The sequence below is a fragment of the Streptomyces ficellus genome (assembly GCF_030406405.1).
GTDB classification, from domain to species: Bacteria; Actinomycetota; Actinomycetes; order Streptomycetales; family Streptomycetaceae; genus Streptomyces; species Streptomyces ficellus_B.
In genome coordinates this window covers 37343-51150 of the sequence record NZ_JAUEPL010000052.1, presented here as the reverse complement: position 1 = coordinate 51150, position 13808 = coordinate 37343, and the positions used below count along the sequence as shown (strand labels likewise).

The 13808-nt window shown below is 69.8% G+C and carries 17 protein-coding genes, 2 tRNA genes and 1 pseudogene; 6 read left to right on the top strand and 14 right to left on the bottom strand.

The features are described from left to right. Window positions 1–140: 140 nt before the first annotated feature. Both QWM81_RS26405 and QWM81_RS26400 read right to left on the bottom strand, forming a co-directional pair. Window positions 141–2312: pseudogene (locus QWM81_RS26405) on the bottom strand (PAS domain-containing protein); the annotation flags it as partial. A gap of 87 nt (window positions 2313–2399) precedes the next feature. Continuing rightward, window positions 2400–2843 carry an SSI family serine proteinase inhibitor gene (locus QWM81_RS26400; RefSeq protein WP_290114864.1) on the bottom strand — a complete coding sequence of 148 codons (444 nt, stop codon included), beginning with the start codon at window positions 2841–2843 and terminating at the stop codon, window positions 2400–2402. A 211-nt stretch (window positions 2844–3054) separates the two neighbouring features. Between QWM81_RS26400 and QWM81_RS26395 the strand changes: the two genes are divergently transcribed. Then, window positions 3055–3145 (top strand) — tRNA-Ser (locus QWM81_RS26395). Between the two features lie 182 nt (window positions 3146–3327). Then, a tRNA-Arg gene (locus tag QWM81_RS26390) sits at window positions 3328–3400 on the top strand. A gap of 78 nt (window positions 3401–3478) precedes the next feature. Here QWM81_RS26390 and QWM81_RS26385 read toward each other — a convergent pair. The 12 genes from QWM81_RS26385 to QWM81_RS26330 all read right to left on the bottom strand — a co-directional run bounded on the left by QWM81_RS26385 (window position 3479) and on the right by QWM81_RS26330 (window position 10730). Beyond that, window positions 3479–4705 (bottom strand): site-specific integrase, encoded by a 1227-nt coding sequence (locus tag QWM81_RS26385; protein ID WP_493660873.1) that lies wholly within the window; start codon window positions 4703–4705, stop codon window positions 3479–3481. Next, window positions 4702–4908, bottom strand: coding sequence for an excisionase family DNA-binding protein (locus tag QWM81_RS26380; RefSeq protein WP_290114862.1), 207 nt, complete (start codon window positions 4906–4908; stop codon window positions 4702–4704). The genes QWM81_RS26385 and QWM81_RS26380 overlap by 4 nt, the downstream gene beginning before the upstream one ends. Beyond that, on the bottom strand, window positions 4896–6299 hold the full coding sequence (repSA, locus tag QWM81_RS26375) for a replication initiator protein RepSA (protein WP_290114861.1): 1404 nt from the start codon (window positions 6297–6299) through the stop codon (window positions 4896–4898). Before repSA ends, QWM81_RS26380 begins: the two co-directional genes overlap by 13 nt. Then, window positions 6296–6940 (bottom strand): DNA methylase, encoded by a 645-nt coding sequence (locus QWM81_RS26370; protein WP_290114869.1) that lies wholly within the window; start codon window positions 6938–6940, stop codon window positions 6296–6298. The genes repSA and QWM81_RS26370 overlap by 4 nt, the downstream gene beginning before the upstream one ends. Window positions 6941–6989: 49 nt before the next feature. Beyond that, window positions 6990–7172 (bottom strand): hypothetical protein, encoded by a 183-nt coding sequence (locus tag QWM81_RS26365; RefSeq protein ID WP_290114860.1) that lies wholly within the window; start codon window positions 7170–7172, stop codon window positions 6990–6992. A gap of 91 nt (window positions 7173–7263) precedes the next feature. Continuing rightward, window positions 7264–7617: a SpdD-like protein gene (locus tag QWM81_RS26360; protein WP_290114859.1), complete on the bottom strand. Its 354-nt coding sequence runs from the start codon at window positions 7615–7617 to the stop codon at window positions 7264–7266. Window positions 7618–7628: 11 nt separating this feature from the next. Beyond that, window positions 7629–7787: a hypothetical protein gene (locus QWM81_RS26355; RefSeq protein ID WP_290114858.1), complete on the bottom strand. Its 159-nt coding sequence runs from the start codon at window positions 7785–7787 to the stop codon at window positions 7629–7631. Between the two features lie 16 nt (window positions 7788–7803). Continuing rightward, window positions 7804–7995: a mobile element transfer protein gene (locus QWM81_RS26350; RefSeq protein WP_290114857.1), complete on the bottom strand. Its 192-nt coding sequence runs from the start codon at window positions 7993–7995 to the stop codon at window positions 7804–7806. A gap of 13 nt (window positions 7996–8008) precedes the next feature. Continuing rightward, window positions 8009–8701: a DUF2637 domain-containing protein gene (locus tag QWM81_RS26345; protein WP_290114856.1), complete on the bottom strand. Its 693-nt coding sequence runs from the start codon at window positions 8699–8701 to the stop codon at window positions 8009–8011. A gap of 75 nt (window positions 8702–8776) precedes the next feature. Continuing rightward, window positions 8777–8941, bottom strand: a complete 165-nt coding sequence (locus QWM81_RS26340; protein ID WP_290114855.1) for a hypothetical protein — start codon at window positions 8939–8941, stop codon at window positions 8777–8779. Window positions 8942–9027: 86 nt separating this feature from the next. Next, window positions 9028–10383: an FtsK/SpoIIIE domain-containing protein gene (locus tag QWM81_RS26335; protein WP_290114854.1), complete on the bottom strand. Its 1356-nt coding sequence runs from the start codon at window positions 10381–10383 to the stop codon at window positions 9028–9030. A 2-nt stretch (window positions 10384–10385) separates the two neighbouring features. After that, window positions 10386–10730 (bottom strand): SCO3933 family regulatory protein, encoded by a 345-nt coding sequence (locus QWM81_RS26330; protein ID WP_290114853.1) that lies wholly within the window; start codon window positions 10728–10730, stop codon window positions 10386–10388. A 150-nt stretch (window positions 10731–10880) separates the two neighbouring features. Here QWM81_RS26330 and QWM81_RS26325 point away from each other — a divergent pair, with 150 nt between their 5' ends. The 4 genes from QWM81_RS26325 (at window position 10881) to QWM81_RS26310 (ending at window position 13509) form a co-directional block, all read left to right on the top strand. Continuing rightward, a complete protein-coding gene (locus QWM81_RS26325) occupies window positions 10881–11747 on the top strand; it encodes a GntR family transcriptional regulator (RefSeq protein ID WP_290114852.1) in 867 nt (288 codons plus the stop codon). Next, window positions 11734–12426 (top strand): HAD family hydrolase, encoded by a 693-nt coding sequence (locus QWM81_RS26320; RefSeq protein WP_290114851.1) that lies wholly within the window; start codon window positions 11734–11736, stop codon window positions 12424–12426. Before QWM81_RS26325 ends, QWM81_RS26320 begins: the two co-directional genes overlap by 14 nt. A 679-nt stretch (window positions 12427–13105) precedes the next feature. After that, window positions 13106–13273 (top strand): YjzC family protein, encoded by a 168-nt coding sequence (locus QWM81_RS26315; RefSeq protein ID WP_290114850.1) that lies wholly within the window; start codon window positions 13106–13108, stop codon window positions 13271–13273. Window positions 13274–13332: 59 nt separating this feature from the next. Continuing rightward, entirely contained in the window at window positions 13333–13509 is a 177-nt protein-coding gene (locus QWM81_RS26310; RefSeq protein WP_290114849.1) for a hypothetical protein, read from the top strand. Window positions 13510–13808: the final 299 nt, after the last annotated feature.

The window sequence follows — 13808 nt, the reverse complement described above, 5'->3', positions numbered from 1 at the left end:
GAACCTCCCGGTCGGCCGAATACGCCCGTCGCCCCGAGTCCGGGTGAGGACTCGGGGCGACGGGCTGTCGCCGGGGAGCGGCCTGCCAATCGGTGGCTCAGTGGCTCAGTGGATCAGTGACGGCGGCGCCGGGGGGGTGGGGCGCAGGGGCGGCGGGGTTGGGCGCGGCGGGGCAGCGCGGGCATCGCGCCCTCGCCGCCCCGCCGCGCCCGGCGCCCGGCAGCCGGAACCGGCACCGCATCCGCGGGCACGCCCTGCGGGGGCACCGTCTCCCCGAGCGCGGCACGCCCCTGGGCGCTCTCGGCGGCCGTCACGACCGCCCCCTCCGCAGGAGCCCCGGCCCCGGCCCCGGTCACGGCCTCCGCCGGGCTGGGCCGGCCACGCCGCCGCCCGGTCGGCTTGGCGGCCACCGGGTCCTCGGCCTGCACCGGGGTGTCCAGGAAGGCGTCCGTCGAAGCGCGCCGCGCCCGCCGCCGCCCGCTGCCGCCGGAGGCCCCGCCTCCGGACGTGTCACCGCTCTGCTGCGCGGGCACGACAGGGGGCACCACAGCGCCCTCAGCCGCACCCTCACCAGCCACAGCCACAGCCCCAGCCCCAGCCACAGCCACGGCCCCAGCCCCAGCCACAGCCACGGCCCCAGCCCCAGCCGAAGCCGCAGCACCAGCCCCAGCCGCGGGTTCCCCCGGCTTCACCGTCCCGGCGCCCTCACCCAGCGGCACCTCCAGCACATACGCGCTGCCGGGCATCCCCGGCACCTCGTGCGTCTGGAGCACGCCGCCGTGCGCCCGTACGATCCCGCGCACGATCGGCTCGTGCACCGGGTCGCCGCCGGCATACGGCCCGCGCACCTCGATCCGTACGACATCACCGCGCTGAGCGGCCGCGACGACGATCGTCGAGTCGACGTACCCGCCGGCCGCCACCGGCCGCGTCTTGCCGGTCGAGTCGACGCCCGCCACGTCAGCGATCAGGTGCGCGAGCGCCGTGGAGATCCGTACGCCGTCCACCTCGGCCTCTATCGGCGGAGCGTGCACCGCGAACTGGGCCCGGCCCGGCCCGATCAGCTCCACCGCGCCCTCGACACCGGCCGCGACGACCGCGTCGAGCAGCACCTTGCCCTTGTGCAGCGACTCGTCACCGACGTCGAGCCGCTGGAAGCCGAGCACGTTGTCGACGAGTGTGGTCATCCGGGCGTACCCGGCGGCCAGATGGTGCAGCACCTGGTTCGCCTCGGGCCACAGCTGACCGGCCGGGTCGGCGGCGAGCGTGCCCAGCTCCGCGCGCAGCTCCTCCAGCGGCCCGCGCAGCGACCCGCCCAGCACGGCGGTCAGCTGGGCGTGGCGCGCGGCCAGCTCCGCGTACCGCTCCTCGCGCCGCTCGATCTCGACGGAGAGCCGCTCGCTGAGGTCGGCCATCTCGGTGGCGTGCCGCTCCAGCTCCGCCGCGTGGCGCTCGGTCAGCTCCGCGACCTCCGCCGCGTGCTGTTCGACCAGCTCCTCGTACGGCCGCCGGTCGGTGAACGTCATCACCGCCCCGACGAGCTGGTCCCCGTCCCGTACCGGCGCGGTCGTCAGGTCGACCGCCACGGCCGAACCGTCCTTGGCCCACACCACCTGCCCGCGCACCCGGTGCTTGCGCCCGGAGCGCAGCGTGTCGGCGAGTGGCGACTCCTCGAACGGGAAGGGCTCACCGTCCGCCCGCGAGTGGAGCATCAGCGGGTGGAGCTCCTTGCCGCCCAGGTCGCTGGCGCGCCAGCCGAGTATCTGCGCGGCGGCCGGGTTGACCAGCACGATCCGCCCGTCGGTGTCCGTGCCGACGACGCCCTCGGAGGCGGCGCGCAGGATCATCTCGGTCTGCCGCTGCGAGCGCGCGAGCTCCGCCTCGGTGTCGATGGTCCCGGACAGATCGCGTACGACGAGCATCAGCAGCTCGTCACCGGTGTACGCGGGTCCACCCGTTCCGTACGAGTCGTACGCCTCGCGCCCGTCCTCCAGGCTCGCGCTGGTCACCTCGACGGGGAACTCGCTCCCGTCCGTACGACGCGCGACCATCCGGGTCGGCTTGGTGCGCCCGCGCTCGTCGGCGGCCTCGGGCCGGCGCATCGAGCCGGGGATCAGCCGGGAGTCGAACGCCGGCAGCAGGTCGAGCAGCCCGCGCCCGACCAGCGCCGTACCGGGCGTCTCGAACATTTCGAGGGCGATGGTGTTGGCGTTGACGACCGTGCCGTTGCAATTGACGAGTACGAGCCCGTCCGGCAGCGCGTCGAGTATGGCTGCGAGGCGAGCAGCGCCTCGGGATGGCCTGCTGCTCACGACGACGCTTCCTCCCACTCGGCCTGTCACTGGAGGGAGTCTAAAGGCACGTGATGGGGGCTCGACGGCGGTTGTGTGCGGGTTCCTCTACGACCTGGCCATCGGCAGCAGCGGCTTGAGGGTGTCCCACCTGGCGATCTCGCAGCCGTTGGTCCGCTGGAAGTGGGCGTCCACATCCTGTCCCTGCCAGGTCCCGGTGACGTGCGCGGTGGCGTCCCCGCCGTGCTGCTGGGTGCACATCTGGCTCGTGGCCACGGGTGCGAACGGGTCCCTGCCCTCCTGGGCCAGCTCCTCCAGCCGGTCGCACGCGCCCTTGGCCTTCGGATGGGTGCCTTCGGCGCTCCGGACGCCGCACGTCAGCTCGAAGGTGCCGTCCGCCATCGGGTTCCCGGAGTTCTTCACGGTCACGGTCAGCGAGTCGGGGCCCGCCAGCAACGGCAGCGGCAGGGGTCCGCCGGCCGCGGCGGCGGGCGCGGCGGCCACCAGCGCGGCGAGGGACGCGGCGGAGGTGAGGACGAGGCGGCGCAGCATACGAACTCCTGGTGAGTACGGAACCGTCGGAATGCCCGGGATGCCCGGGATCCCTCACCTCACTAACGCTCCATCCCCCGGCGCGTTGCGCAAGCCGAACGCCTTTGCCCTACGCCCGGCCCGCCTAGTACCGTGGGGAGCGATTGGTGGCACCCCCTTGGACTGTGTCATCATCTGCACGCACCACTCGCGCTCGCGCGGGTGTGCAACTGGAGGCGTCGCCTAGTCCGGTCTATGGCGCCGCACTGCTAATGCGGTTTGGGTCTTAAAGCCCATCGAGGGTTCAAATCCCTCCGCCTCCGCCGCACCACCCCGAAGCCCCGGCCCCACGGCCGGGGCTTCGGCCGTTCCGGCTCCTGTGGGACCTCCGAATGGTGTTTCCGCAGGTCAGGCGGGGTGTGCTTAACGGATTTCGCGTGACGGCGCAGGTCATGTAATGTTGTTCCCGCAACGCCGACCGGGCAGAAAAGCCCGGGAAGCACAAGCACTCGTAGCTTAACGGATAGAGCATCTGACTACGGATCAGAAGGTTGCAGGTTCGAATCCTGCCGAGTGCACACAGGTGAGAGGCCCCGGAGAGATCCGGGGCCTCTTGCGTTGCCGGGGCGTACAGCAGCGAAGTACAGCAACCGCCCTCAGCCGGTGCCGCCCATCGCGTCGGACAGCTTGCCGATCGCTTTCCGCACCTCTTCCTCGCTCGCCTCTGCGTAGACCTCCATCGTCATCGCGATCTGCGAATGCCGGAGGATGCGCTGCGCCACCTTCGGGTGGACCTTGAGCGCGACCAGGAGCGAGCTGCACGTGTGCCGGGTGTTCCGCAGCGGGATCACCCGAAGGCCGGCACGGTGAGCGCGAAGGGCGAACATCCGGGTGAGGTTGCCCGGCTCGATCGGGGTGCCGTACTTGGTCGTGAAGATCAGATCGTGGCTGTCCTGCCAAAGCTCCCCGGCCGCCTTCCGGTCGCCGAGCTGCTGAGCGCGGCGCATGCGGAGAGCCTTCAGGCAGAGCGCGGGCAGCGGCAGAAAGTCGTCCGAGTCCTCCGTCTTGGTCTCGCGGTGGAGGATCTGCCGCCCTGCGCGCTGGAGCTGGTGATCCACGTACAGCTCCCCGGTCTCGAAGTCGACGGACTTCCACGTCAGGCCCAGGACCTCACCCCGGCGGAGGCCCAGGCACAGCACGAGCACCCAGGCCGCGAAGAGGTGATCGTCCCGGGCGGCGGCATCCGCGAGGAACCGACCCGCTTCCGCGACGGACCAAGGCTTGATCCGGCGGCGGCGCGGCTTGGGGACCTTCACCAGAGAGGCGACGTTCTTACTGATCTCTTCCTCTGCGACCGCATGGGTGAGGGCAGCCCGCAGTGCGTCCCGGGAACCCTGGATCACCCGCCGGGACGGGTACGACTCGCAGCAGTCGCCGGCAGCGCAGCATCTGCGGCTCCTGGGGGCCCTCTTGGCGTCCTTCCCCTGGGCGCAGCACTGGCAGACCGTCGCCAGTTTGGTCAGCCACTCCCGCACGTCCCGGACGGTGAGCTTGTCCAGGCGCTTGGCGCCCAGGTGCGGGGCGATGTAGAGCCGGACGTACCCCTCGTACGACACGTACGAGAGCGGGGCGAGGTTGGGCTTCACGATCGAGTCCAGCCAGTACGCCAGGAAGGCCGCGAGGGTGCGGTGGCGCGTGGCGACCGGGCCCTTCTTCGCCTCGGCGTGGAGGTTGAGCCACTTCTCGTGGACCTCCTCGCGGGTCTTGCCGTAGGCGTACTTCCGGGCCCGCTTGCCGTCCGGCTTGGTGACCCAGACGTAGGCGGCGTAGCCGTTCTTGTACGGGTAGATCGAACCCTCGCCATTGCCGCGCTTGCCGCTCATGCGGCCCACCTTTCGGCGTCGGCGGTGACGCGTTCGACGTACTCGTCGACCCAGGCCGGGAGGATGCGCCGGTTGCGGCCGACCTTGACCGAGCGGATCTCCCCGGTGAGCACGAGCATCTTGGTCTTGGACAGCCCGAAGCCGAGCATCTCGGCGACTTCGGCGGTGGTGTGCCACTTCCGCTCGATGACTACGGCAGCCACGTGTTCTCTCCTTCGAGTTCGGCGCGGATTTCGCGGGCGTGTTCGCGGTTGTGCTGGAGGTCCCGGCGGACGTTGGCGGCGAGCCAGGACTCGCCGGGGGTGTGACCGTGGCCGGCATAGACCCAGTGGGCGACGACGAGGACGGTGGACTCCGGGTGGTCGTCGGGGTCGGGCAGGCCCAAGGCTTGGCGTTGCTGTGCGGCGCGGTAGTCGGCGCGGACCTGGCGTAGGGCACCGAGGGTGGTGGAGTAGCGGCGGGACTTGGTGGAGAAGTGGCCCCGGAAGCCGAGCATGTGAGCCCAGGCACGCAGGCGCCGATCCGGGTAGGCCGCATCGAGGTCCATGCAGGCCTCCATCAGCCGCCGGGGGTGGTCGGGCACGCCGAGGAGGATGAGGGCTTCCTTGTTGCCGACCGGGTGGTCCACGGTCCCGGTCGTTTCGGCTGCCTTGGTGGCGTACTTGGCCACATAGGCGGCTACGGCCTGTTCCGTCAGGTCCTCGCCGTTCCCGAAGGCGCCGATGGGCTGGACGTCGATCTGCTCACCCCACCGCAGCACCCAGTCGTTCACGAACCCGTACTCCTCGTTGGCGGGAACGACGACGCGGACGCGAGCGGCGGCAGCCCGGATGGCGGCGGTCAGCAGGTCGAGGGTGGCCCAGGCCGGGGGCGGGGTGCCGGGCCCCTCGGGGCCGTCGAAGCGGATTACGGCGTGGAAGTGCACGGCCCCGCGCTTCTGGTACTCGGCGACCTTGCCGAAGGAGATCCGGGACTGCTCGCGGGCGGCTTTCTGCGTGAGGCCAGCGCGGGCAGCGATCTCTCGGCGGAGGTAGATCGTGAAGTAGCGCCACAGCTCGGAGGCGTGGTTGTTCCACAGCACCGCACCCGCGTAGTCGTACACGTACGGGTCGAGGGGAGTGCCGAGTTCGGGGGCGCCTTCCGGGTGGCGGGTACCGCAGCGGCAGGGGTGGTTGCCGGGGCGGTTGTGGACGGGGCCGAAGGAGGGGGCGGTGAGGGTGGCGAAGACGCGGGGGTGGTCGCGGATGGTGTCGGGGGTGCCCTTGTCGGGGGCGCCGATGAGTCCGGCGCGGATCAGGTGGTAGGTGTCCCCCGCATAGGTCCAGGCGCAGGCGGGGCAGCGGGAGGCCCGGCGGTTGCCGCAGGCGACGCGCAGGACCCCGCCGGGTTCGTTGCCGGTGGTGTACGCGTGGAGCACGGTCTTGGTGGCCGGGTCGAGGAGCTTGGTGCCGCCGGAGAGGCGGATGGGTGCGGCGCATCCTCCGGTGCGGCGGATCTGTTCGGTGAGGCGGTCGAAGCCGGGGGACCCGGCGACCCGGAGCAGATCGCTCAGGGTGGCCGGGTCCAGGCCCGCCACGGTGGCGGTGTCGGTCACGCGAACACCTCCTGTCGGGCCGTACGGAAGGCGGTGCCGATCCAGCGGGTGTAGGCGGGTGGGATGGCTTCGGTCAGTTCCTCGCGGATGTCGGTCCAGCCGATGCCCATGGCCGCCTGCATCTCCGGGACGGTGGCTTTGCCGCCGCCTTGGCCGTAGCCGGCGACGTAGGGGCCGTCGAAGAACTGGCCGTGACGCCAGCCCCTGACCCGGCCTTCGTGCTTGATGTGCCGGGGCCGGCTAGCGACGGACCAGCGGCCAAGCTCGAAGTTGCGGTGCCGCAGGACGCCGAGGCCGAACATGGCGCCGCACAGAGTGAGGTCCTTGCGGATGGCTGCCTGGCCGTTGGGCTGCTCGATCACGTACGGCAGGCCACAGGCGTCGAGGAGTTCACGGGTCGGGGCGACGAGGTCGATGTGGTCGTTGCCCCAGCCCTGGGAGTGGTTGGTGCCCACGGTCAGCGCGCAGCCGGCCTGGCAGGGCGGGGAGGCATGCACGAGGGCGTAGCGCTCGATCTCTCCCGAAGCGATCAGGCGGGCGAGGTAGTCGAGGGCGTCGCCCTGGTGGAAGGCGAAAGGGTAGCGGGGGCGGTCGGCGATGTCGATGCCGTCGACCGCAAAGCCGGCCTGGTGGTAGCCCATGGCGGCGCCACCGGAGCAGCAGAACAGGTCCAGGACCCGGGGCAGGGGGTCAGACACGGGAGGTCTCCCGCGTCCGGGTCGGGCGGGTGCCGGTGCCTTGGCAGGCCGGGCAGTGGGCGGTGACGGTGCGCAGGTGGCCAGCGTGGTCGCGGCCGCCGAGGGTGATGGAGACGGAGGAGTGTCCGTCGCAGTTCGAGCAGATCCGGGCCGGGTTGTGGTTGTGCTGGGCCATGATGGGCGTGTTCCTTCCGGTTCTGTGGACTGGCAAGGGGTGCGGCTCCCGGGCGGCGGAGACTTGGCGGTTGAGGCCGCCCGGGGGCCGGTCAGCGCTGGTGCCGGCTCTTGAGGAGCGAGCGCAGGACGACGGCGCAGATGGTGACCGAGGCGGCGCTGATGGCGACGGCGAGGAGCATCGAGACCAGGACCGTGCCGACGATCAGGACGAGTCCGGCGCCACCGGCGACGACCGTGACGAGACCGGCCGGGGTGAGACGGACCGCCGGGACCTGAACCCGGGGCGCAGCCGGGACGGGCGCCGGGGCGTGGTCGTGCTGGTGGTTGCAGGCCACCGGCTCGACGTCGTGGCGAGGCTCGATGTCGGTCGTGGTGGTCGGCTGGACGAGCGGGGTGACGAGGCCGGTCGGGAGCGGGTTGACCGGGATGCGCGGTTGGAACATGGCGGGTCTCCCTACTTGGTGATTGCGGTGTCGATGACGGGGGCGAGGAAGCTGTCGGCGAGGAGGTAGCCGCCGAGGAGGATCACGGCGACGAGCCACCAGGGCGGGCGGATGAGCTTGATCCCGAGGGCGCCGACGACGATCAGGGTGAGCCAGAGCGGAACGTCCATGACGTGATCTCCCTTGTCAGCGGGGGTTGCAGCGGTGGGTGCGGGCGGCGAGTTGGGCGGCGGACTGGTTGGAGTAGTCGGCGGACCATCCGCAGTTGTCGCCGGTGCAGGCGGCGGTGTGCTTGGTACGTCCGTGGCGGTCGCGGTGGGTGCCGATTTGCACGGGGCCGATCCGCATCACGGAGTGGAACTGGTCGCGGGCGGGCATGAGGTCACCTCCTTCAGGCGAGTTGGGCGGCGATGGCGTCGGCCATCACGGGCGGGACACCGAGGCGGGCACGCAGGGTGTCGGTGTCGATCGGCGAGCCGGTACGGCTCTCGTGGTCGTCGGCGAGCTTCTGGGCGTGAGCGACCAGCGCGGGCGGCACAGGAACGGCCGGGGACACCGGGCTCGGCTCGGGTACCGACTCCGGCTCGACGGCGGGCAGGGCAGGCGTGGGATCGAGTTCGGGCTCCAGCTCGACCGCGTCGTCCCGGTCGATGACCGACTCGACAGGGGGCTCGGCGGTGTCCGTGACGGTGGTCGGCTGCCCGGCCGTGGGTGGGGTGTGGACGAGGAGGGTGCCGCCGAGGAAGGCGAGGGCGGGCCATCCGGCGACGAGGATGCGCAGCCAGTCGGGGACGTCGCCGAGGTCGAGGAGTCCGGCGGTGGCGACGTTCGCCCCGAGTGAGGCGGCGAGCGCGACCGTGAACCAGGTCCAGGCCGAGCGAGCGGAAGCACCGGCAGCACGGAGTGTGCGCAGGCGCCGCCAGGCGGCGACGAGCAGGAGGTCGACGGAGACGGGGTAGGCCCAGGCTTTCCAGCCGGTCTGTCCGGCTGCTGCGGCGAGGTCGTGGAGGTGGGCGAAGGACAGGGCCCCGGCAATCACGGCCTGGACGAGGACGGCGTCCACGCGGATCGGCGAGCGCTTCACGGGGGTTCCTCCTTCCTGGGGTTGGGGCTGGGACAGGGGCGGGGCGCTGGTGGCCGGCCGCCCTGTCCCGGCGGGTCAGGTGGTGGCGTCGCCGGTGCCGAAGCAGGACAGGCAGAGCGCGGCCTGACGGTGGTCGGTGTCGCGGCGCTTGCGGGTGCCGACCTGGACGGTTTCGGCGGTCTCTCCGGTGCCCTTGCAGTCCGGGCACTTCTTCGGTGCGGGCTTCCTGCGAGTGGCCATGGCGGGTGCCTTCTTCCGGTTTCGGGCATGGAAGGGGTAGGGACCTGGCGCGAGGCGGTCACGCCGACCGGGTGTGCGGGGAGTGGTTAGGCCGGGGCGGGGGCGGGTTCGACCGCCGGGGCCGGGACCTTGACCAGGCTCGGCAAGACCGGCCGGAAGGCGTCCAGGGCCGGGATCTGCGGAGTCCGATGGGCCTGGGCGTTGCAGGTGTTCACGGCCCGCCGCAGCGTGAGGTGTGGGGTGCGGATGCGGACCCAGCCGCCGGAGGAGTCACCAGCCACCGCCGTACCGGGCCGGTCGGTGCGGATCTGGATCGTGGCCAGGACGGCGTCCGGTGAGATGTCGCCGAAGGCCATGTTCGCCGAGGTCTCGTCGTTGACGCGGTGCGCGGTGCGGCCGGTGAGCTGGGCCCGGAGCATGGTGATGCCCTTGCCGAGTTCGGAGCCGAAGCGCTGACCGCAGATTTCCAGGTAGATCCCGGCAGCGCGGCCGAGCTGGGCGAGACGCACCAGGGCCGTGATGATCCGGTCTCGGCGCTTCTCCTCCTCCTTCGTGGCGAACAGGGCGAGTTCGGCGACCTCATCGACCACGAGCACGATCGGTGTCGGGCGCAGGTGGTCGGGCAGGTCCCAGATGTCGGCGGTGATCTCCGCGTCCGGGACGTCGGCGCTCAGCCGCTGTTCGCGGCGGATGAGCTGGTAGACGTCGGCCATGTGCTCGACTAGCGCGTCGAGGAGTTCGGCGGCGGTGTCCGGGTTGTCAGCCAGAGCGGTGAACCGTCGTGCGAGCGGCGCGAGTTCCACCCCCTGTTTGCAGTCGATCCCCACGAGGGCGACGTCCAGGGCGGCGAGGCCGGCGACGAGGTTGCGCTGATAGACGGACTTGCCGGACTGCGTGGCGCCGACGTTCAGCGCGTGCGGGCTCTGGCGGTAGTCGCGGTAGTAGACCTCTCCGTCCTCCCGCATGGCGACCGGAACCCGCATCACCCCACCAGCCGCCAGGGCGGGCATCTGGACGCGCTTGAGGACGTCGTAACCGGTCATACGCAGCTCCACCACACCCGAGCGGATCTCCCGGGCGGTGATGTTCTGCATGACGAACGAGTGCCTCAGCCGGTCCGAGGCGGCGGAGAAGTCGAACGCGTCCTGACCGGGCCGGAGCTTCACCCGCAGTACGAGGCCGGTCCGCGTCGGCCGGAGCCGGAGGATCCTCGGCGGGCGGGACTCCGGAACCGGGCGGTTCGTCATCCGGGCGACCGCGAGGCGGAAGCGGGACGGCGGGACGGTCAGCCCACAGGCGTCCATGACCGATGCGTACCGGACGAGGACCCGCACCACCGCGATGGGGATGCCGAAGGCCATCCAGTACCAGGCCGGACGCTGCCACCGCAGCAGCAGCGCGACCGTGGCGACCAGCGCCAGCGTGACCGTTAACGCGGTCATGCTCAGGCCGCCTTCGAGGCGGTCAGCGGGGTGACGGCAACGGCGCGGAACGAGATGCCGTGCCGGGTCTGGCCGTTGAACGTGTTCTCCCAGTCCCGCGCCTTGAGCCCGATCACCGACACCGGCATGCCCGGCGCGAGGCCCTCGGGGAGACCGGTCTCCGGAACGGTCACCTGGTAGAGGTTGCCCTCACCCTCGTCCGAGATCAGCAGACCGACCGTGGACAGGCCCGCACCGGTCTCCCGGTCCACGGCTCGCTCACCGGTCTGCTTGCTCACCAGCTTCGGCACGGGGGCCGTAGCAACGAACACCACGGCGGTCGACGTGTCCACCTTGAACGACGGCATGGTTTCTCCCTCAGAGATGCCAGTAGGGGCAGATGACCAACTTGGCTAATCCGGTTGGTCACATCCCGAAGTTAAGGGAGATGGCTAGCCATGTCAACAACATGACTGCCGTGACTGTCCTGACCTAGGCCACTCGCCTACCATCGACCTATGACCTTCGTCCCCGAGCCTCTAGACCCTGACGACGACCGAGCCCCCTACGAGCAGGTAGCCAGCAGCCTCAGTGCTGCCATCCGAACGAGGCGGCTGGGCCCCGGAGAGAAGCTCCCGTCTCACAAGGAACTGACGGAGCTTTATGGGTTCGCTCGGGCGACGATCCAGCGCGCGCTAAGAGACCTCGAAGACGAGGGACTGGTGGTCTCCCGTAAGGGCAGCGGCGTGTACGTTCGCAACCGGACCGAGAGGCCGGCGGGGCTTAGGCCGTATGTCGAGCAGGCATTCGCCAAAAATCACGTCACCATCGACTTCGCCGGGTTCTCCAGCGAGACCCTGCACGGTGCGCTTCAAGAACCACTCGACAAGATCCGCGTCGGCAGGCTCACCCCGTCGAGCATCACCATGCGGATACTCGTCCCTGACATGTCCGTGCCGCAGGCCGCGCCCGTACGCATGGAGGACGGCGCGGACGACAAGCGGCTCCGCGACCGTATGCACGAGATCATGGTCAGCTACACCCGTAGCATTCGGGACGCCATCACCGAGCTGGAACACCTCGGCCTCGTAGCCGAGACCCGGATCAACGTGCGTGTCCACAGCGGCACTCAGTTTTTCAAGCTCTACGTGATCAACAACGAGGACGCGTTCTTCGGGTACTACCCGATCCGCCCCAACAAGGTCGTCGTCCAGGGCGAGACGATCGAGATTTACGACCTCGTTGGCAAGGACACCACGCTCTTCCACCACTCGATCAACGACGGCGAGGCCTCCAGCGGAGCACAGCAGGTGCAGCAGGCCCGCATGTGGTTCGACAGCGTCTGGGAGACCATCGGAAGGGACTTCGACCTTGACGCACGCTGACCCGCTCACCGAGACCCTGGCGAACGCCCGCGTCATCCTTTTCGACTTCGACGGACCCATGTGCGACGTGTTCGCCGGACTGCCGGCACCCGAGGTGGCGAAGGAGCTGACCGCGCTCCTTTCGGCGCAGGATGAAGCCGCAGGAACGAAGGCCGCCCAGACGGACGACCCAATCGAGGTTCTGCGCATCGCGCACGAAGCCGACGCCGAGCTTGGCCAGAAGATCGAGCAAGCCCTCACGGCCGCCGAAGTCCGAGCAGTCACGGTGGCCGGTCAGCCGATCCCAGGGGCGGTGGAGTGTCTCCATGCCGCGCGTTCCGCAGGCCGAGCAGTCGCGGTAGTGAGCAACAACTCCGCCGAGTGTGTACGGGCCTTCCTTGAGCTGCACGGACTGGACAAGTACGTCACGAGGATCGTGGGCCGCCCCTCCGAGCAGCCGCACTTGATGAAGCCGAACCCGTTCCCGCTCATCACGGCAGCCGAGCAGATGCACGTAGACGTCACGGCTTGCACTCTGATCGGTGACTCGCTCACGGACATCCAGGCCGCTCATGCCGCCGGGGCGACGGTCATCGGCTTCGCCAACAAGCCCCGGAAGGCTGACCTGTTCGATGAGGCGCAAGCCGACGCCGTCACCGAGGACATGAAGGCGATCGCCGACGCACTCGCCACGGTGTAGCCGAGGATCAGCGAGGGAGCTGTTACAGGTTTCTCTACCTCATCAAGGCACCCGCCGCGCACAGCGCGGCGCGCGCGGCCCGTCGCCCGGGCCGACGCTCCTGTCTCCGCCCCGCTCCGGCCCGGCCGCCGGCCGCACGCCTAGCAGCTCGGGTTGATGGTGGGAGAAACCCGCTGTGGCTGGGGCGGTCGGCTCCACGGCTTTAGCCACCTCCCCGGTCCGGGTCCCGCGCCGAGCAAGACCAGGGGGCCACTCGTGCTCATTACGGGCAGGTCCAAAGCCTGCCCGAGTTGCCAACCAGCGTACGGCCCCCTGATCATGCTCGGCCCCAGACCGGGCAGGACACCGGCCAAACCCGTTCCGCCGACGTTGTCAGTGGCCGTCGCTATCCTGACAGGTTGGCGCCTGAGCCACGCCAACCACTAGATGTAGTGGTTGGATTGTCCAGACACTCCCATAACTTGTGTCAGTGGGCGCACAATTGACTTGCGACGCGGTATGCTCCGCCGTGAGCACGGAAAACCCCAGCTCGGAGGTACCGAGTTGAGGTCGATACCTGCCCGAACTGGGGTCAAATTGCGTTCCTAGGCGCTTGATGAACCTACACGGAGATGGCTGCTGCGAAAACCACTCCGGCTCAATCGGGTGCGTGTCCAGCTCGGAAAGGCAGGTGATCGGGATGGCTGGAAAGAAGCTCAACCCCGGCATGCCGGCCCCGGCCTCAGGACAGTACCGGCCGACCGGAGGCGGATCCGAGGTGACGGCGGTAAAGGGAAAGTCACTGCCGCCGACGCCTAAGAAGGGCCAGGGCTGGAAGCTGGTCGACAAGACCAAGCACAAGTCCTAGCCAAGCCCGGGGGCGCCTTCTGAGGCGCCCCCACCCTGCGTATCCGTGCAAGGAGTGTCATGAACAAGTACGTAATCAACAAGGAGTACAGCGGTTCGCGCGAAGTCGCAGCGAGCAGCTTCTCCACGGTCGGCGACTTCGTTGACTTCTTCAGCCCCAATGGCAGAGGCGATCTGGAAGTGACCTTCCGGATGCGTGCCGAGCTCATCTACACGATCGAGCGCGTGAACCAGTGACGGGATCGCCCCGTACAGCAGCCAGGTACCGCAACCTCAAGAACCGAATCCGTCCAGTAACAGCTCTCAGAGGGTGCGGCGCGACCGGTATGGCCGTCGCTGACCGATCCGGCTAGAGCTACGGATCAGAAGGTTGCAGGTTCGAATCCTGCCGAGTGCACAGCAGACCAGAGGCCCCGGACGAAAAGTCCGGGGCCTCTGGCGTTGAGCGGCAGGTCCGGGCCCGTAGCGTGGCGGCATGGTGTGGCGGTGCAGGGGACTGCGGTGGGCGGGTGCGGCGCCCGTGTTGATGTGGGAGG